General features: G+C 70.7%; 18 protein-coding genes. 11 read left to right on the top strand and 7 right to left on the bottom strand.

Annotated features, from left to right (window positions below; all coding sequences use genetic code 11):
* Positions 1 to 3 precede the first annotated feature (3 nt).
* From argC to H293_RS0109515, 5 genes are read left to right on the top strand one after another with little or no spacing between them, the layout of a single operon-like run.
* Positions 4 to 1032: an N-acetyl-gamma-glutamyl-phosphate reductase gene (argC, locus tag H293_RS0109535; protein WP_020117645.1), complete on the top strand. Its 1029-nt coding sequence runs from the start codon at positions 4 to 6 to the stop codon at positions 1030 to 1032.
* Positions 1029 to 2207: a bifunctional glutamate N-acetyltransferase/amino-acid acetyltransferase ArgJ gene (argJ, locus tag H293_RS0109530; protein WP_020117644.1), complete on the top strand. Its 1179-nt coding sequence runs from the start codon at positions 1029 to 1031 to the stop codon at positions 2205 to 2207. The genes argC and argJ overlap by 4 nt, the downstream gene beginning before the upstream one ends.
* Positions 2204 to 3112: an acetylglutamate kinase gene (gene argB, locus H293_RS0109525; protein ID WP_020117643.1), complete on the top strand. Its 909-nt coding sequence runs from the start codon at positions 2204 to 2206 to the stop codon at positions 3110 to 3112. The genes argJ and argB overlap by 4 nt, the downstream gene beginning before the upstream one ends.
* A complete protein-coding gene (locus H293_RS0109520; protein ID WP_020117642.1) occupies positions 3109 to 4296 on the top strand; it encodes an acetylornithine transaminase in 1188 nt (395 codons plus the stop codon). The genes argB and H293_RS0109520 overlap by 4 nt, the downstream gene beginning before the upstream one ends.
* A gap of 19 nt (positions 4297 to 4315) precedes the next feature.
* Positions 4316 to 4861, top strand: a complete 546-nt coding sequence (locus H293_RS0109515) for an arginine repressor (protein WP_020117641.1) — start codon at positions 4316 to 4318, stop codon at positions 4859 to 4861.
* A gap of 95 nt (positions 4862 to 4956) precedes the next feature.
* On the opposite strand, the gene H293_RS0109510 is transcribed toward H293_RS0109515, so the two are convergent.
* From H293_RS0109510 to H293_RS0109490, 5 genes are all read right to left on the bottom strand, one after another.
* A complete protein-coding gene (locus H293_RS0109510) occupies positions 4957 to 5757 on the bottom strand; it encodes an FAD:protein FMN transferase (RefSeq protein ID WP_020117640.1) in 801 nt (266 codons plus the stop codon).
* On the bottom strand, positions 5750 to 6538 hold the full coding sequence (locus H293_RS0109505; RefSeq protein WP_033415323.1) for an FMN-binding protein: 789 nt from the start codon (positions 6536 to 6538) through the stop codon (positions 5750 to 5752). Before H293_RS0109505 ends, H293_RS0109510 begins: the two co-directional genes overlap by 8 nt.
* A 28-nt stretch (positions 6539 to 6566) precedes the next feature.
* Positions 6567 to 7949 carry a ferredoxin reductase family protein gene (locus H293_RS0109500; RefSeq protein WP_020117638.1) on the bottom strand — a complete coding sequence of 461 codons (1383 nt, stop codon included), beginning with the start codon at positions 7947 to 7949 and terminating at the stop codon, positions 6567 to 6569.
* A 77-nt stretch (positions 7950 to 8026) separates the two neighbouring features.
* Complete coding sequence (locus H293_RS0109495) at positions 8027 to 8455, bottom strand: FMN-binding protein (RefSeq protein ID WP_020117637.1); 429 nt, start codon at positions 8453 to 8455, stop codon at positions 8027 to 8029.
* A gap of 37 nt (positions 8456 to 8492) precedes the next feature.
* Positions 8493 to 9845, bottom strand: a complete 1353-nt coding sequence (locus H293_RS0109490; protein WP_020117636.1) for a ferredoxin reductase family protein — start codon at positions 9843 to 9845, stop codon at positions 8493 to 8495.
* A 150-nt stretch (positions 9846 to 9995) separates the two neighbouring features.
* Between H293_RS0109490 and H293_RS0109485 the strand changes: the two genes are divergently transcribed.
* Together H293_RS0109485 and H293_RS0109480 are read left to right on the top strand one after the other, a co-directional pair.
* On the top strand, positions 9996 to 10736 hold the full coding sequence (locus H293_RS0109485; RefSeq protein WP_020117635.1) for a response regulator transcription factor: 741 nt from the start codon (positions 9996 to 9998) through the stop codon (positions 10734 to 10736).
* Positions 10733 to 12175 carry a sensor histidine kinase gene (locus tag H293_RS0109480; RefSeq protein ID WP_020117634.1) on the top strand — a complete coding sequence of 481 codons (1443 nt, stop codon included), beginning with the start codon at positions 10733 to 10735 and terminating at the stop codon, positions 12173 to 12175. The genes H293_RS0109485 and H293_RS0109480 overlap by 4 nt, the downstream gene beginning before the upstream one ends.
* Position 12176: 1 nt before the next feature.
* On the opposite strand, the gene H293_RS0109475 is transcribed toward H293_RS0109480, so the two are convergent.
* Together H293_RS0109475 and H293_RS0109470 are read right to left on the bottom strand one after the other, a co-directional pair.
* Entirely contained in the window at positions 12177 to 12764 is a 588-nt protein-coding gene (locus tag H293_RS0109475; RefSeq protein ID WP_020117633.1) for a pyridoxamine 5'-phosphate oxidase family protein, read from the bottom strand.
* Between the two features lie 121 nt (positions 12765 to 12885).
* A complete protein-coding gene (locus H293_RS0109470) occupies positions 12886 to 13770 on the bottom strand; it encodes a hypothetical protein (protein ID WP_020117632.1) in 885 nt (294 codons plus the stop codon).
* 219 nt (positions 13771 to 13989) lie between these two features.
* Between H293_RS0109470 and argH the strand changes: the two genes are divergently transcribed.
* The 4 genes from argH (at position 13990) to H293_RS0109450 (ending at position 18663) form a co-directional block, all read left to right on the top strand.
* On the top strand, positions 13990 to 15414 hold the full coding sequence (gene argH, locus H293_RS0109465) for an argininosuccinate lyase (protein WP_020117631.1): 1425 nt from the start codon (positions 13990 to 13992) through the stop codon (positions 15412 to 15414).
* A gap of 103 nt (positions 15415 to 15517) precedes the next feature.
* Positions 15518 to 16489 (top strand): aldo/keto reductase, encoded by a 972-nt coding sequence (locus tag H293_RS0109460; RefSeq protein ID WP_020117630.1) that lies wholly within the window; start codon positions 15518 to 15520, stop codon positions 16487 to 16489.
* 90 nt (positions 16490 to 16579) lie between these two features.
* Positions 16580 to 17143, top strand: a complete 564-nt coding sequence (locus H293_RS0109455; RefSeq protein WP_020117629.1) for a TetR/AcrR family transcriptional regulator — start codon at positions 16580 to 16582, stop codon at positions 17141 to 17143.
* Positions 17140 to 18663: an MFS transporter gene (locus H293_RS0109450; RefSeq protein WP_020117628.1), complete on the top strand. Its 1524-nt coding sequence runs from the start codon at positions 17140 to 17142 to the stop codon at positions 18661 to 18663. The genes H293_RS0109455 and H293_RS0109450 overlap by 4 nt, the downstream gene beginning before the upstream one ends.
* Positions 18664 to 18682: the final 19 nt, after the last annotated feature.

Below are 18682 nucleotides of genomic sequence, written 5' to 3'. Positions count from 1 at the left end.
GACATGGCGGTACGTGCGGCGGTGGCGGGAGCGAGCGGATACGCGGGCGGTGAGGTCCTGCGACTGCTCCTGGCGCACCCCGAGGTCGAGGTCGGAGTCCTGACCGGCAACTCCAACGCCGGCCAGCGACTCGGCTCGCTCCAGCCCCACCTGCTGCCGTTGGCCGACCGGGTACTCCAGGAGACCACGGCCGACGTCCTCGCCGGACACGACGTCGTCTTCCTCGCGCTGCCGCACGGACAGTCCGCCGCCGTCGCCGAGCAGCTCGGCCCGGACGTCCTCGTCGTCGACATGGGTGCCGACTTCCGGCTCAAGGACGCGGCCGACTGGGAGAAGTTCTACGGCTCCGCGCACGCCGGCACCTGGCCCTACGGCCTCCCCGAACTGCCCGGTGCCCGCACCGCCCTTACCGGGACCAGGCGGATCGCGGTGCCCGGTTGCTACCCGACCGCCGTCACGCTCGCCCTCTTCCCGGCCTACACCGCAGGGCTCGCCGAGAACGAGGCCGTGATCGTCGCCGCCTCGGGCACCTCCGGTGCGGGCAAGGCACCCAAGCCGAACCTGCTGGGCAGCGAGGTCATGGGCTCCATGTCGCCGTACGGCGTCGGCGGCGGCCACCGGCACACGCCCGAGATGATCCAGAACCTCAGTGAGGTGGCCGGTGCGAAGGTGAAGGTCTCCTTCACCCCGACCCTCGCGCCGATGCCCCGCGGCATCCTCGCCACGTGCAGCGCCTCAGCGAAACCCGGCGTCACCGCCGAGTCCGTCCGCGCCGCATACGAGAAGGCCCTCGCCGACGAACCCTTCGTCCATCTGCTCCCCGAGGGCCAGTGGCCCGCCACGGCGTCCGTCTACGGTTCGAACGGTGTTCAGGTGCAGGTCGCCCTCGACGAGTCCGTGGGCCGCATCATCGCGATCAGCGCCATCGACAACCTGGCCAAGGGCACCGCGGGCGGTGCCGTCCAGAGCATGAACATCGCCCTCGGTCTCCCCGAGGAGCTCGGTCTTTCCACGATCGGAGTCGCACCGTGAGCGTCACGGCAGCCAAGGGATTCCAGGCGGCGGGCATCGCCGCCGGAATCAAGGAGAACGGCAACCCGGACCTGGCCCTCGTGGTCAACACCGGGCCCCGTCTGTCCGCCGCGGGCGTCTTCACCTCCAACCGTGTGAAGGCGGCGCCGGTTCTCTGGTCCGAGCAGGTCCTGAAAAGCGGTGAGTTGACCGCGGTCGTCCTCAACTCCGGTGGCGCCAACGCCTGTACGGGGCCGAAGGGCTTCCAGGACACCCACGCGACAGCGGAGAAGGTGGCCGACTCCCTCAACAGCGCGGGGCTGGACGAGACGGGTGGTCACGCCGCCGGCCTGATCGCCGTCTGCTCGACCGGCCTCATCGGGGTGCTCCTCCCGATGGACAAACTGCTGCGGGGTGTCGACAAGGCCGTCGCCCAACTCAGCCCGCACGGCGGCGAGAAGGCGGCCATTGCCATCAAGACCACCGACACCGTCCACAAGACGTCCGTCGTCACGAAGGACGGCTGGACCGTGGGCGGCATGGCCAAGGGCGCGGGCATGCTCGCCCCCGGCCTCGCCACCATGCTGGTCGTCCTCACCACCGACGCCGACCTGCCGAGTGACGTACTGGACAAGGCACTTCGGGCCGCGACCCGCACCACCTTCGACCGCGTCGACTCCGACGGCTGCATGTCCACCAACGACACCGTGCTGCTGCTCGCCTCCGGCGCCTCCGAAGTCACCCCGCAGTACGAGGAGTTCGCGGAAGCCGTACGGCAGGTCTGCGACGACCTCGGCCAGCAGCTGATCCGGGACGCCGAGGGCGCCAGCAAGGACATCAAGGTCGAGGTGGTGGGCGCGGCGAGCGAGGACGACGCCGTCGAGGTCGGCCGCTCCATCGCCCGCAACAACCTCCTCAAGTGCGCGATCCACGGCGAGGACCCCAACTGGGGCCGCGTGCTCTCCGCGATCGGCACCACGAAGGCCGCCTTCGAGCCCGACCGGCTGAACGTCGCCATCAACGGCGTCTGGGTCTGCAAGAACGGCGGCGTCGGCGAGGACCGCGACAAGGTCGACATGCGCTACCGCGAGGTGCACATCGTCGCCGACCTCGCCGCCGGGTCCGACACCGCCACGATCTGGACCAACGACCTCACCGCCGACTACGTCCACGAGAACAGCGCCTACTCCTCATGAGCACCACGCGAAAGCACACCGCGCTCCCCAAGGCCCAGATCCTCATTGAGGCGCTGCCCTGGCTGGTCCGCCACAACGGCAAGACCGTCGTCATCAAGTTCGGCGGCAACGCCATGATCGACGAGGACCTGAAAGCCGCCTTCGCCCAGGACGTCGTGTTCCTGCACCACGCCGGGCTCAAGCCGGTCGTCGTGCACGGCGGCGGCCCGCAGATCAGCGCGGCCCTCGACAAGCACGGCATCGTCAGCGAGTTCAAGGCCGGCCTGCGCGTCACCACCGAGGACGCCATGGACGTCGTACGGATGGTGCTGGCCGGGCAGGTCCAGCGCGAGCTGGTCAACCTGCTCAACGAACACGGGCCGCTCGCCGTCGGACTGACCGGCGAGGACGCCCACACCATCACCGCCATCAAGCACCAGCCCGAGATCGACGGCGAGTTGGTCGACATCGGGCGGGTGGGCGAGATCACCGAGATCGACACGGGCGCGATCGAGGCACTGCTCGCCGACGGCCGGATCCCGGTCGTCTCGTCGATCGCCCGGAGCCAGGACGACCACCATGTCTACAACGTCAATGCTGATACGGCGGCTGCGGCACTCGCTGCCGCTCTGGGCGCCGAAACCCTCATGGTCCTCACGGACGTCGAGGGCCTCTACGAGGACTGGCCGCACAGCGACGAGGTGATCAGCCGCCTCACGGCTTCCCAACTGGAGAAGCTGCTGCCGGAGTTGAGCTCCGGCATGGTCCCGAAGATGGAGGGCTGTCTGCACGCCGTGCGAGGCGGCGTGACCACGGCCCGGGTCATCGACGGGCGGGTCCAGCACTCGATCCTGCTGGAGATCTTCACCGACGAGGGCATCGGCACGATGGTCGTGCCGGACGCGCAAGAGGGGGATGCCGTATGACCGACAATCAGGAGCTCACCCAGCGCTGGCAGGGCTCGCTCATGAACAACTACGGCACCCCGCGCCTGCCTCTCGTCCGCGGCGAAGGCCTCAAGGTGTGGGACAGCGAGGGCAGGCAGTACCTCGACTTCGTCGGCGGCATCGCCACCAACGCGCTCGGCCACGCCCACCCGGCGATCGTCGAGGCCGTCAGCAGGCAGATCGCCTCCCTCGGCCACATCTCCAACTTCTTCATGGCGGAGCCGACCGTGGCGCTCGCCGAGCGGCTGCTGCAGCTCTTCGGCCGGGACGGCAAGGTCTTCTTCTGTAACTCCGGCGCCGAGTCCGTCGAGGCCGCCTTCAAGATCGGCCGGCTGACCGGGCGCACCCACATGGTCGCCACCGAGGGCGGCTTCCACGGCCGCACCATGGGCGCCCTCGCGCTCACCGGCCAGCCCGCCAAGAAGACCCCCTTCCTGCCGCTGCCCGCGGACGTCACGCATGTGCCCTACGGCGACGCGCAGGCCCTGGCCGCCGCGGTCACCGAGGACACCGCACTCGTCGTCATCGAGCCCATCCAGGGCGAGAACGGTGTCGTGGTGCCGCCGGCCGGCTACCTCAAGGCGGCCCGGGCCATCACGGCGGCCAAGGGCGCGCTGCTGGTCCTCGACGAGGTGCAGACCGGCATCGGCCGTACCGGACACTGGTTCGAGTACCAGGCCCACGAGGGTGTGCTGCCGGACGTGGTCACCCTCGCCAAGCAGCTCGGCGGCGGACTGCCGCTCGGCGCGACCGTCGCCTTCGGGCGGGCCGCGGAACTGCTCCAGCCGGGGCAGCACGGGACGACCTTCGGCGGGAACCCGGTCGCGTGCGCCGCGGGACTCGCCGTTCTCGACACCATCGAGAACGACGGGTTGCTGGAGAACGTCAAGCGGCAGAGCGAGAAGCTGCGGGACGGAATCGAGTCCCTGGGACACCCGCTGATCGACCATGTCCGGGGTGCGGGACTCCTCCTGGGTATCGTGCTCACCGAGCCGCTCGCACCGCAGGTGCAGAAGGCGGCTCAGGACGCCGGTTACCTGGTGAACGCGCCCGCCCCCGATGTCGTACGGCTGATGCCGCCGCTGAACCTCGGCGACGACGAAGTGGACGCGCTTCTTCAGGCTCTCCCCGGCATCCTGGGTACCGCCGAGGGAGACGGATGATCCGGGGAATGAGACGACGATGAGCCATGCGCAGGAGCACGAGCACAACGGGGTCGCGGGGCCCGCGGTGCCGCAGACGCGTACCGCGCGCCACCGGCGGATCGTGGACATCCTCAACCGGCAACCGGTGCGGTCGCAGAGCCAGTTGGCCAAGCTGCTGTCCGACGACGGGCTGAGCGTCACCCAGGCGACGCTCTCCCGGGACCTCGACGAGCTGAACGCGGTCAAGATCCGCAACACCGACGGCGATCTCATCTACGCGGTGCCGAGTGAAGGGGGTTTCCGGACCCCCCGTGCTCCGCTGGGGGAGTCGGCGAAGGAGGAGCGGATGCGGCGGCTGTCGCAGGAGCTGCTCATCTCCGCGGAGGCTTCGGCGAATCTTGTGGTCCTGCGGACCCCTCCGGGGGCTGCGCAGTTCCTTGCCTCGGCGATTGATCAGGCCGAGCTGCATGACATTCTCGGGACGATCGCCGGTGATGACACGTTGATGTTGATCAGCCGGAACCCTACGGGGGGTCAGGCGCTCGCCGAGCACTTGTTGCGGTTGGCTCAGAACGGGCACTGACGGTTGTTCGTCGGGCGCGGGTGAGTGGGGGCTTGTCGCGCCCACGCGGCGGAGCCGCGTATCGACACAGCCCCGCGCCCCTAAAGGCACAAAACTCACCCGAGTCGAGCCGCCAAGCCCCCCGTGATCAGCACCTCGTCGCCCGCCGTGATCAGTAGGGCCTCCGTGTCCGGCAGCGCCTCCAGCCAGGCCAGACCCTCCCGTGACCCCATCGCGAAGGCCGCCGTCGCCCAGCAGTCCGCCCAGGTGATGGTCGGGGCCACCACCGTCACCGCCAGCAGGTCAGTGACCGCCGAGCGGCCCGTGCGGGGGTCGACTATGTGGGCGCCTCTCTCGGCCGTGCCGGATGTCGCCACCGCCAGTTCCGTCGCGCCCGCCGCCGAGACCACGGCAGCAAGACCGCCCGGGCGGAGCGGGTCCGAGACGCCCACCCGCCAGGGGCGTTCGGGGCCCGGTACGCCCAACAGCTGTACGTCTCCGCCGCCGTTGACGCTGACGCCGGTCGCGCCCGACTCGGCCACGCGACGGGCCGCGCGTTCCACCGCCCAGCCCTTGACGATGCCCGTCGGATCGAGGCGGCCCTCGTAGCGCATGCTGAACCAGCCGTCGCTCAACCGCTCGGCCTCGGCGCCGAGTTCGAGGACCTCGGCGACCTCGCGATCGCAGTCGTCGACCGTCAGCTCACCGCGGGCCAGGCGGGAGACCTGGCTGTCGTCGCGGTAGGTGCTGAACACCTCGTTCACGCGGTGCAGCCCCGCCACCGCCTCCCGCAGTGCCGCCTGCACGGCAAGGGGTTCCCCGCCGCGGACGTCGAAGGAGAAGACCGTCCCCATGACCTCCTCCGCGTGACGCACCGCGGCGGGAGCTTGTGCCGGCTCGGCCACCGTGTCAGCCACCGGCCTGGTCCAGCGCGGACTGCAGCGATTTCTTGTAGCCCTCGCTGGTGTAGGTGGCACCGGACACCGAGTCGATGTCCGCGCTGCCGGCCGCCACGGCCTCCTGGTTGAGCTTCGGGATGGACAGCGCCGTCTTCTGGTCGCTGGTCCCGCCCTTCGGGGCCTGCACGGCCTCGGCCTTGGTGACCTTGCCGCCGCTGACCGTGATCCGGACCTGGACCGGACCGTACTGGGTCTGGGAGACCGTACCGGTGACCGTCTTCGCGGCCGTCCCGGCGCTCCCGCCGGACGGCTTTGAGGGCTGAGCCGACGGCTGGGCCGGGGCGGCAGCGTTCGCCTTGTCGATCGCCGACTGGAGCGACTTCTTGTAGCCCTCGCTCGTGTAGGTCGCCCCGGAGACCGTGTCGATCTGCGGGCTCTGCTTGGCGACCACGGCCTCGTTGAGCTTCGGGACGGAGAGGGCCGTCTTCTGGTCGCTCTCGCCGCCCTTGGGCGCCTGGACCGCCTCCGCCTTGGTGATCTTGCTGCCGCTGACGGTGATACGGACCTGGACGGGACCGTACTGGGTCTGGACCACGTCCCCGGTGACCGCGCCACCGGCGGCCGCTCCGGTGCCGCCCTGGGCCGACTCCTGCGCCGCCGCGGTCTGCTGCGGGATCGTTCCGCCCGCCTGGGCGGACGCCGGGTCCGAGGACGGCTTCAGCGACAGCATCAGCACGACACCGGAGACGGTGGCGGCGGTCGCGAGCACGACTCGACGGACGGGGTGAGACTTCCTCATCGGTTCAACAGCTCCTGAATTCCCGTCGTCACATCTCGAACGACTCGTGATGGATGCGGCGGGCGGGCACACCCGCGCCGCGCAGTGCTTCGTACACGGACTGCGCGAAACCGTTCGGCCCGCACATGAACACGTCGTGCTTGTCGATGTCGGGGAGCTTGCGCTGGAGGGACTCGGCGGAGATGTCCGGGCGCTCCCCGTCCGGACTGTTCACCGCGTACATCAGGCGGGCGCCGCGCTCTTCGGCGATGGCGGCGAGCTCGTCCCACAGGGCCAGGTCCTGGGTGGTGTTGGCCCGGTACAGGAGGGTGATGTCACCGGCCGCGCCCGGCAGCGTCTCGAACAGGGCGCGCATCGGCGTGATGCCGACACCGCCGGCCACCAGCAGCACCTTGCCGCGGCTGCGGCGCTGGGCGGTCAGGGCGCCGTACGGTCCCTCGGCCCACACCTTGGTGCCGGGCTCCAGCTCGCGCAGCCGCTCGCTGTGGTCGCCGATCGCCTTCACCGTGATCCGCAGCATGCCCGGTCGGGGCGCGGCGGACAGCGAGTACGGGTGGGAGCTGAACCGCATGCCCGGCGCGAGGAACCGCCAGCGGAAGAACTGGCCCGCCTCCGCGCCCATCCGGTGCAGCTTGCGCCCGCCGATCAGCACCGACACCACACCCGGCGTCTCCTCGACGACCGCCTCGACGTACATCCGGTGGCGCAGGTTCAGCCGGATCGGGGTGAGGATCCGGTACCAGAGCACCAGCGCGGTGACCGAGCCGTACAGCCCGTACCAGACGGTCTTGGCGACCGGCTCGACCGCGAAGTCGTTGCCGGTGGTCAGCTGGTGCCAGAACGTCAGGAAGACCGCCGCGTACGTCAGCACGTGCACGTGGTACCAGGTGTCGTACGGGATCCTGCGGCGCACCCCGCCGATGGACATCAGCCCGATCACGAACAGCAGCCCGGTGCCGATGGCCGCCTTGCCCATGTCAGGGAGCTGGTTGATGGAGTCCATCGTCTGCTGGACGATGTCGCCGAGCCCCTTGCCGGCCTGGAGGGCGTAGCCCCACATGATCAGGAAGACGTGGGCGACGACCAGGCAGAGGGTGTAGCGGCCGGTCATCGCGTGCCAGCGGGCGACCCGGTCGGAGCCCACCCGGCGTTCCAGCGCGGGCACCCGGGCCATCTGCAGCACCACGAGCGCCATCAGATAGCCGGCCAGCAGACCGGTGATCCGGCCCGCGTTGAGGATCTTGCTGTTGTCGTCGGCCACTGACGGTGTGTTGTGCCACCACAGCCACAGCACACCGGCCGCGCCCGCCCATACGGCGAGCAGCAGGACGGTGGCCGGGGAACGGCGTGGGCGGATGCGGCGCATCGTCTGGCGGCGGGCGGCGCGGCCGCCTGCGAGCGTCGTGGTCACGTTTCCTCCGGGGACGGGGGCAAGGGGGGTGGGCGTGGTCCCTTGGTCCTCAGATACGTGCGGTGACGCCGGTGTGTTCAGCTGTCCGCGGAGTCCAGTGCGGACTGGAGTGACTGGCGGTAACCATCGCTCGTGTAAGTGGCTCCCGAGACCGTGTCGATGTCCGCGCTCTGGGCCTGGAGGGCCTCGCTGCGCAAGCGGGGGAGCGCATAGCTGTTGATCTCCTGGTCCCGCGGGTTGTCCGTCGGGTAGGTGACCGCCGTGACCTCGGTGAGCTTGCCGTCCTTGACGGTGACGCGGACCTGGACCGGGCCCCAGCGGGTCTGGATCGTGTCGCCGGTGACAGTCTGGGTTCCCTGGACGGCGGGGGCGGTCGACCGGGCGGTGACGGCGACGGCCGGGGTGGTGTGCGGCTTCAGCGACAGCAGCAGGACCATGCCGGAGACGGTGGCGGCGCTCGCCAGGACGATCCGGCGCAGCGGGTGGTTCTTCCTCAGCGCGTGCACGGGTGTGGCCTCACAGTTCTCACAGCTTTCACGGCTCTTACAGCTCGAAGGATTCGTGGTGGATACGGCGGTCCGGCACCCCGGCGGCGCGCAGCTCCTCGTACAGTTCCCGGGCGAAGCCTTCCGGGCCGCACAGATAGACGTCGTGCCCGGCCAGGTCGGGTACGGCGGCCCGCAGCGACTCCGCGGTGATCCGCGGCCGTTGCCCCTGGGGACCGTTGAGCAGGTAGTGCACCTGTGCCCCGCGCCACCGCGCGACGGCCTCCAACTCCCCGCCCAGCGCCAGGTCTTCGACCGTGCGCGCCCGGTACAGCAGGGTGACCTCGCCCGGCAGCGTCTCGAACAGGGCCCGCAGCGGGGTGATCCCGACCCCGCCCCCGATCAGCAGCGCCTTGGAGGAGGTCCGCCGGTCCCCGGTGAGCGAGCCGTACGGCCCTTCCGCCCACACCCGTGTGCCCGGCCGCAGCAACGCCACGGCGGTGCTGTGGTCGCCGAGCGCCTTGACGGTGATCCGCATGCGGTCGGGGCGGGGCGGCGCCGACAGGGAGTACGGCGTCGACGTCCACCGCAGACCGTCGGCGAGGAACCGCCAGCGGAAGAACTGCCCGGCCTGCGCGCCCAGTCGGTCCAGCTCCCGCCCATGCACGACGACGGACCACACGCCCGGCGCCTCCTGGCGCACCGACTCCACCCGCAGCCGGTGCCGCAGGTTCAGCCGCACCGGAGCGAGGACCCGGAACCACAGCACCAGGGCGGCCACGCCCAGGTAGAGCGCGTACCAGGCGGCCGTGGCCACCGCGTTCCCGCTCAAGTCGTTGCCGAGGGCCAGTTGGTGGCCGAAGGCGAGGAACACGGCCGCGTACGTGAGGAGATGGACGTAGTACCAGAACTCGTGGCCGGTGCGGCGGCGCACCGCGCGCGCGGAGGTGACGCCGACCGCGAGGAGGATCACCGTGCCGGCGCTCGCCTTGAGCATCTCCGGATAGTCGAGGACCACCGTGACGGTCTCGTGCCACAGCGAGACGCCGTCCTGGGCGGCGTACCCGGCGAGGATCAGCGCGATGTGCGCGAGCAGCAGGGAGACGGTGTAGCGGCCGGCCATCGCGTGCCAGCGCGCCACCCGGTCCGAGCCGACGCGCTTCTCCAGCAGCGGGACCCGTGCCATCAGGCCCACCAGCACCGCACAGGCGTACCCGCACAGCAGTCCGGCGATCCGCCCGGCCCCGGTCAGCCAGGCCGCCGTACCGGCCACCGCACCGGTGTCCGCCCACCAGAGCCCGATCACGGCCGCGGCCCCCACCCACAGCAGGGCCAGCACGGCACCCGCGGCGGAGCGTCGCCCGGGCGGCGCCACGGCCGGTGCGGCCCGCCGCTCGTACACGGTGGTCATAGACGGTGTCCTTTCGCCTGTCCGGGACACCACTGTGCGAGGTGAACTTCTCAGGACCCTCTGAACCGGCCCCCGCTGAGCGGACTCAGAGGAAACTCAGAGCCTGCCGGGAGGGCCGCGGCCCCGACGAGGGGCGATCCTGGAAGAGCGATGAACACCACCCGCTCCGGCCGCCCCGCCCTCACCCGCCCCGACGGCACCCCGCTGCGCGTCCTCGTCGTCGACGACGACCCCGATCTCGCCGAGGTCCTGTCCGGCGCCCTGCGCTACGAGGGCTGGCAGGTCCGCACGGCCGGCGACGGTGCCTCGGCGGTGGCCGCCGCCCGGGAACTGCTGCCCGACGCCGTCGTCCTGGACGTGATGCTCCCGGACACCGACGGCTTCGCCGTGCTCCGCTCTCTGCACACCGTGAAGGCCGACGTGTGCGTGCTCTTCCTGACCGCCCGGGACGCCGTCGAGGACCGCATCAAGGGAATCACGGCGGGCGGTGACGACTACGTGACCAAGCCGTTCAGCCTGGAGGAGGTCGTCGCCCGGCTGCGCGGACTGCTGCGCCGCGCGGGCATGGCCCGGCAGCTCGACGAGGGCCCCCGGCTGACCGTCGGCGACCTGGTCATGGACGAGGACGCCCGCGAGGTCACCCGCGGCGGCGAGCTCATCGAGCTGTCCCCGACCGAGTTCGAGCTGCTGCGCTTCCTCATGCGCAACCCGCGCCGGGTGCTCAGCAAGGCGCAGATCCTCGACCGGGTGTGGTCCTACGACTTCGGGGGCCGCGCCCATGTCGTCGAGCTGTACATCTCCTACCTGCGCAAGAAGGTGGACGCCGGCCGCGAGCCGCTGATCCACACCGTGCGCGGGGCGGGGTACGTCATCAAGCCGGTGACACCGTGAGGGACCTGCGGCCGCACACACTGCGGGCCCGGCTCACCCTCGGCCTGGTGGTGTTGCTGGCGGTGAGCTGCGCCGCGGTCGGTGTCGCCGCGGTCCTCGGGCTGAAGGGCTTCCTCACCGGTCGCCTCGACGAGCAGCTCACCGAGGCCGGGAACCGTTTCGCGGTCAGCCTGGAACATCAGGGCCAACCGCAGAAGGACGACCACGACGGCGACGAGCACGGGGACACCCGCCGGCAGGCCGCCGGCACCTTCGGGGCCCGGCTGGTGGACGGCACGGTCACCGATGCGGCGGTGGTCCGCTCCACCGGCACCCTGAAGGTCGACCTGACCGCCGGCGACCGGAAGCGGCTCGCGGCCGTCCCGGTCGACGGCCGGGGCCACAGCGTCGGCCTCGCCGCCCTGGACGACTACCGGGTGCTGGCCACCCGGGGACTGGACGGCGACGTCCTGGTCACCGGGCTGCCCCTGGAGCCCGTCGAGGTCACCGTCCACCGCCTGGAACTGGTCGCCGGGATCGTCTTCGGCGCCGCCCTCACGGCCGCCGGCATCGCGGGCGCCCTGTGGGTGCGCTGGTCCTTGCGCCCGCTCAGCAGGGTCGCCGCGACCGCCACCCGGGTCAGTGAACTCCCGCTGGCCAGCGGGGAGGTGGCCCTCCCGCCACGCGCCCCGGAAACCGACCCGCGCAGTGAGGTGGGCCGCGTCGCCGGCGCCTTCAACCGCATGCTCGGCCACGTCGAGGACGCCCTCACCAAGCGCCACGCCAGCGAGGAGAGGCTGCGCAGCTTCGCCGCCGACGCCAGCCACGAACTGCGCACCCCGGTCGCCTCGGTACGCGGCCACGCCGAACTCGCCCTGCTGCACCCCGGCCCGCTGCCGCCGGAGATCACCCGGGCCCTGGAACGCATCGCCGCCGAGTCGACCCGCATGGGCGCCATGGTCGACGACCTGCTCCTGCTGGCCCGCCTGGACGCGGGCCGTCCCCTGGAGGCCGCGCCCGTCGATCTCACCCGCCTGGTCCTCGACGCTCTCACGGACGCGCGGGCCACGGGTTCCGGTCACCGCTGGGAGCTGGACCTCCCGGAGGACCCGGTCACGGTGACGGGCGACGAACACCGCCTCCACCAGGTCCTGGCCAACCTGCTGTCCAACGCCCGCCTGCACACCCCGGCCGGCACCAAGGTGACGGTGACACTGGAGGCCGAGGCCACCACGGCACTGCTGAAGGTCCACGACGACGGCCCCGGCATCCCCGAGGACATCCAGTCGGGCGTCTTCGAACGCTTCACCCGCGCCGACCGCAGCACCAAGGCGGAGACCGGCGGCGCGGGACTCGGCCTGTCCATCGTGGCAGCGGTGGTGGAGGCGCACGGGGGAGTCGTGGCGGTGGAGAGCAGGCCAGGAGCAACGACCTTCACCGTCCGGCTCGGCAAGGCGTGAATCAGACCGCGGACGGCGGCAACGGCAACGGCAGCCCCGGCAGCCCGTCCAGGCTCGTGGCGATGTGCTCCTTCTTGCTGAAGTACTCACTGAGCGACACGTCGTCCTCACGTGAGAACCGCCTGCCGTGCAGGTCGCGCTCGCCCTCGTACGCCATGTACGGCACCGCGTAACCGCAGGAGTCCCGGACCAGTTCGGCCGTCACGACGACGATCGCCCGCAGTCCGTGCGCGGTGGGGTCGATGTCCGGGAAGTGCGAGAGCAGTTCCCTGAACCGCGGGTCGTCGCGGAAGACCGGCTCGCCGCGACCGTGCACCCGGACGATGTTCGGCGGCCCCTGGAACGCGCACCACATAAGGGTGATCCGGCCGTTCTCCCGCAGATGCGCGACCGTCTCGGCGGTGGAACCGGCGAAGTCGAGGTAGGCCACGGTGAGTTCGTCGAGGACCGCGAAGCAGCCGCGCAGACCCTTGGGGGAGAGGTTGACCGTGCCGTCGCCGGACAGGGGAGCGGTCGCGGTGAAGAAGAGGGGCTGCGCCTCGATGAAGGAGCGGAGCCGGCCGTCTATGCGCTCATAAGTCTTTCCCATGTCTAAGCATTATGGGCGCAGACCTTTCGCCTGTCTAAAGAATTCGGGCGTCGACTTGCCCGACGACGCCCGTGGCCGCCCCGGCCGGCGCTCACACGGGGCGGCCACAGCGCCTGTCACGTCACTTGGTGAGCGTGCAGGCGGCCAGGGAGTCGAGGCCCTGCGGCTTCTGCGCGGTCCGGCCGATGGAGAGGGCGATGCGGTCGATGGTCGACTTCCGCTTGTCGGCCAGCGGGCCGAGGATGGCGTTGTTGACGAAGTTGGGGCCGCCCTGGCCGACGGTGTCGACGAGCCGCTTGTTGGCCTCGTTGATCTGGGTCTGAAGGAGGGTGAGGTTGCGGGTGACCTCGGCCTGGGCGGTGGCCGGGATCGCGGGCAGCTTCGAGGCCACGTCCGGGCAGGAGATCGTGCCGGCGGCGGTCGCGGCGTTGCCCCCGGCGTTCGCGTTGGCATTGCCTCCGCCGTTGGCGTTGCTGTTCCCCGCGTTGCCGTTGCCGTTTCCCTTGCCCGTGTTCGCGTTGCCACCCGCGTTGCCGGCGTTGGTGCCGGCCGCGCCGGCGCCGTTCAGCGTGCACGGCGCGAGCGCGTCCAGGCCGGCCGGCTTGGCCGCCGTACGGCCGATGGCCGTGGCGATGCGGTTGACCGTGGCCACGCGCTTGTCCTTCAGCGGGCCGAGGATGGCGTTGTTGACGAAGTTGGGGCCGCCCTGGCCGACGGTGTCGACGAGCCGCTTGTTGGCCTCGTTGATCTGGGTCTGAAGGAGGGTGAGGTTGCGGGTGACCTCGGCCTGGGCGGTGGCCGGGATCGCGGGCAGCTTCGAGGCCACGTCCGGGCAGCTGATGCTGCCGGGGGCGGCCAGCGTTCTGGCGGTGGCGTTGCCGCTGCTCTTGGAGGTCTCCCCGGCGAGGGCGGTACCGGCGACGATCGCCCCGGTCAGTGCCACGGCGGCGGCGCCGCCGATGATCGCCACGCGGCGCTTGTTGTACTTCGGAAGAGCCCTGGACATGCGGATGCCTCACTCGGGGTCGGGAAGTGGTCTTCGTTCACCAACGCGGCGCCTGCGTTCGGCGTGGAATACGGGTAAGCGGTTTCCGGTGTTCAAAGGGACCGCAAATTCTCCGCCGCCCCGGAGTGTGGAGGCGGGCCCGACTCCGAATTGACGAATCATGCAGACCTCTGCATAATCATGCAAGACGGTGGAGTGCAGCGGTGAGGAGCAACGCAAGTGAGCAGCAACAGCGGTGATGTCCGGCTCTGGGGCGGTCGTTTCGCCGACGGTCCCGCCGAGGCGCTGGCGAAGCTGTCCGCGTCCGTCCACTTCGACTGGCGCCTCGCGCCGTACGACATCGCCGGTTCGCGTGCCCACGCGCGCGTGCTGCACAAGGCGGGCCTCCTGAGCGAGGACGAGCTCCAGCGCATGCTCGCCGGGCTCGACCAGCTGGAGGCCGACGTGGCCGACGGCTCCTTCGTGGGCACGATCGCCGACGAGGACTGCCACACCGCCCTGGAGCGGGGCCTGCTGGAGCGGGTCGGTCCCGACCTCGGCGGCAAGCTGCGCGCAGGGCGCTCCCGCAACGACCAGATCGCGACCCTCTTCCGCATGTACCTGCGGGACCACGCCCGGATCATCGGGGGTCTGATCGCCGAGCTCCAGGACGCCCTGATCGGCCTGGCGGAGGCCCACCCGGACGTGGCGATGCCCGGCCGCACCCACCTCCAGCACGCCCAGCCGGTGCTGTTCGCCCACCACGTCCTGGCCCACGTCCAGTCCCTGTCCCGGGACGCGGAGCGGCTGCGCCAGTGGGACGAGCGCACGGCCGTCTCGCCGTACGGCTCGGGCGCCCTGGCCGGTTCCTCCCTGGGCCTGGACCCGGAGGCGGTGGCGAAGGACCTCGGCTTCGAGCACGGCAGCGTCGGCAACTCCATCGACGGCACGGCCTCCCGTGACTTCGTCGCCGAGTTCGCCTTCATCACCGCGATGATCGGCGTCAACCTCTCCCGGATCGCCGAGGAGATCATCATCTGGAACACGAAGGAGTTCTCCTTCGTGACCCTGCACGACGCGTTCTCCACGGGCTCGTCGATCATGCCGCAGAAGAAGAACCCGGACATCGCGGAGCTGGCGCGCGGCAAGAGCGGCCGTCTGATCGGCAACCTGACGGGTCTGATGGCGACCTTGAAGGCGCTGCCCCTCGCCTACAACCGCGATCTCCAGGAGGACAAGGAGCCCGTCTTCGACTCCTGCGACCAGCTGGAGGTCCTGCTCCCCGCCTTCACCGGCATGATGGCGACCCTCACGGTCAACCGCGAGCGCATGGAGGAACTGGCCCCGGCCGGCTTCTCCCTCGCCACCGACATCGCCGAGTGGCTGGTCAGGCAGGGCGTGCCCTTCCGCGTGGCCCACGAGGTCGCCGGCGAGTGCGTCAAGGCGGCGGAGGCCGAGGGCAAGGAGCTGAACGACCTGACGGACGACCAGTTCGCCAAGATCTCCAGCCATCTGACTCCCGAGGTGCGGACCGTCCTCAACGTCCGCGGCGCGCTCGCGTCCCGCAACGGCCGGGGCGGCACGGCCCCGAGCGCGGTGGCGATCCAGCTGACCGAAGTGAAGGCGGACGTGGCGGCTCAACACCGGTGGGCCAAGCGCCCTTAGGGGCGCGGGGAACTGCGCGAGCAACCACAACCCTCCCGCATTCGCCGGAGCGCCGCACAACCCACCCCCTGAGGCGAAGGGCATCCCGAGCTACGTTGTCGGTATGCCCTTCGCCCGCCTTGCCACAGCGACGACCCCCACCTGCCACATCGGCCTCGGCCTGGCCGCGGTCGGCCGGCCCGGCTACATCAACCTGGGCCGAGACGAAGACCTGGGACCGAACCGGAGCGTCGAGACGCTCCGAGCCCGCACCCACGAACTCCTCGACGCCGCCTACTTCCAGGGCGTCCGCTACTTCGACGTGGCCCGCTCCTACGGTCGCTCGGAGGAGTTCCTCGCCGACTGGCTCAAGAAGAACCCCCAGATCGACGACGTGGTCGTCGGCAGCAAGTGGGGCTACACCTACACCGCCGACTGGACCACCGACGCCGAGCAGCACGAGGTCAAGGACCACGGCGTCCGGACCTACGACCGGCAGCGCGCCGAGACCGCCGACCTGCTCGGTGAGCGCCTGGACCTCTACCAGATCCACTCGGTGACCCCCGAGAGCCCGGCCCTCACCGACAAGGAACTCCACGCGCGGCTCGCGGAGGCGGCCGCCCAGGGCACCACGATCGGCTTCTCCACCAGCGGCCCCTCCCAGGCGGACGCCATCCGCGCCGCCCTCGCCGTGACAGTCGACGGCGAGCCCCTCTTCCGTACCGTCCAGTCGACGTACAACGCCCTGGAGACCTCGGCCGCCCCCGCCCTCGCCGAGGCCCATGACGCCGGTCTCACGGTGATCGTCAAGGAAGGCATGGCCAACGGCAGGCTCGCCGGACCGCACGCCCCGGACGCTCTGCGGGCGGTGGCCGAGGAGACCTCCCTGGGCTGTGACGCCGTGGCCCTCGCGCTCGTCCTGCGGCAGCCCTGGGCCGGAGTCGTCCTCTCGGGAGCCGCCACCACCGCCCAGCTGTCGTCCAATCTGCACGCCGCCGTCGTGGACTTGGACGACGAGCAGCTGTCCCGGCTCGCGGCGCTGGTGGAGGAGCCGCAGGTGTACTGGGAGCGGCGCGGGCAGCTGCCCTGGCACTGAGAGAGCCTGAGAGAGCCACCTCAACGGCTGTCGTGAGACATCCATACCTCGTGTGAGACATGAATGTCTCACACGAGGTATTCTCGTCTCATGGCTGTCGATCGTGACCACGTGCTGCGCAGTGCCGCGGCCCTGCTGACCCGCAAATCCACCGCGACCATGGACGAGGTCGCCAAGGCCGCCGGGATCAGCCGGGCCACGCTGCACCGCCACTTCGCGGGACGGGACGCGCTCGTCCGGGCCCTGGAGGAGCACGGCATCGCCGAGTGCGAGGCGGCCCTCGACACGGCGCGCCTGGACGAGGGGCCCGCGAGCGACGCCGTACGCAGGCTCGTGCGGGAGATCGAACCCGTCGCCGGGCTGCTGGCCTTCCTCTACGGCGAGAACGAGCTGTGGGAGGACGGCGGAGGCGACCCCTGGTCGCGACTGGACCTCCGGATCGCCTCGGTGTTCGTACGCGGCCAGCAGAACGGCGAGTTCCGAATCGACCTCAGCCCGGTCTGGCTCACCGAAGCGCTCTACGGACTGGTCGCCTCGTGCGCCTGGGCCGCTCAGGCGGGCCGCGTGGCTCCCAAGGACTTCACCCACATGATCACCGAGCTGCTGCTCGGTGGCGCACTACGTCATTCCGCACGACCGAGAGAGGAATCATGACCAGCACCCTGCAGCCGGCGACCACGACCGAGGCGGTGAAGCGCCCCGGCCGTTGGCTCGCGCTGTCCGTCCTGGTGCTCGCCGTGCTGCTGGTGGCCGTCGACGCGACCGTCCTCGGCCTCGCGACCCCGTACATCAGCGAGGACCTGAGGCCCACCGGCACCCAGCTCCTGTGGATCGGCGACGTCTACTCGTTCGTCATCGCGGGCCTGCTGGTGTCGATGGGCAGCCTCGGCGACCGCATCGGCCGCAAGCGGATCCTGCTGCTGGGCGCGACGGCGTTCGGCGCGCTGTCGGTCCTCAACGCCTACGCGACGACACCGGAGCTGCTGATCCTGGCGCGGGCGCTGCTCGGCGTCGCCGGCGCGACCCTGATGCCCGCCACCCTGGCCCTGATCCGCAACCTCTTCCACGACCCGCGCGAACGCAGCCTCGCCGTCGGCGTCTGGGGCGCGACCGCCTCCGCCGGTACGGCGATCGGACCGATCGCCGGCGGCTTCCTCCTCGAACACTTCTGGTGGGGGTCGGTCTTCCTGATCAACCTGCCGGTGATGGCGGTCCTGGTCCTCGTCGGCGTCAAGCTGCTGCCGGAGTCCCGCAATCCGAACCCGGGTCCCTGGGACATGACCAGCGTGGCACTGTCCCTGGTCGGCGTGATCGGCGTGGTCTACGCGGTCAAGGAGTTCGCCGCGCACGGCATCACCGGGGAGCCGCTGGCCGCGGGCGCCCTGGGTGCGGCAGCGCTCTACGCCTTCGTCCGCCGCCAGTTGACCCTCCCGGCCCCCCTCCTGGACATGCGCCTCTTCCGCAACCACGGCTTCAGCGGCGCCGTCCTGGCCGACCTGCTCACCATCCTCGGCCTGTCCGGTCTGGTCTTCTTCCTCTCCCAGTACCTGCAACTCGTGCAGGGCATGGGTCCGTTGAAGGCGGGCCTGGCAGAAGTCCCGGCCGCGGTGGGCGCGGTGGCGGCGGGACTGGTGGCCGGTAGGGTCGCCCGCAGGTACTCGGTACGCGCGGTGGTCTCCGGCGGCCTCGCGGCCGTCGGGCTGGCCCTGGCGTCCCTGACCCTGCTCGACCAGTCCACGGGCTACCCGGTACTGGGCGCGGCCCTGCTGGTCGTGGGCGTGGGCGCGGGCTTCTCGTTCACGGTGACGGCCGACGTGATCCTGTCGAGCGTCCCGAAGGAACAGGCGGGCGCGGCCTCGGCGGTCTCCGAGACGGCGTACGAACTGGGCGCGGCCCTGGGCATCGCGGTCCTGGGCTCGATCGTGACGGGCGTGTACCGGGGCTTCAGCGGCCCGACGGGTACACCGACCGAAGCACACGAGTCCCTGGGCGGAGCAGTGGAGGTGGCGTCCGGGCTGCCGTCGAACACAGCTCAGGAGTTGCTGTCGTCAGCCCGAGAAGCTTTTGTGGACGGCTTCACCATCGCCGCCGGAGCAGGAGCAGCAGTCCTGCTGGCGACAGCGGCGACAGCGTGGGTCATGCTGAGGAACCAACGGCTGGACAGGGGTATTTAGGGGCGCGGGGAACTGCGCG

Origin of the sequence: Streptomyces canus 299MFChir4.1 (genome assembly GCF_000383615.1) — a bacterium.
GTDB classification, from domain to species: Bacteria; Actinomycetota; Actinomycetes; order Streptomycetales; family Streptomycetaceae; genus Streptomyces; species Streptomyces canus_C.
Note: the sequence above shows the minus strand (reverse complement) of the source record. Positions and strands in the feature narration are given on the sequence as shown.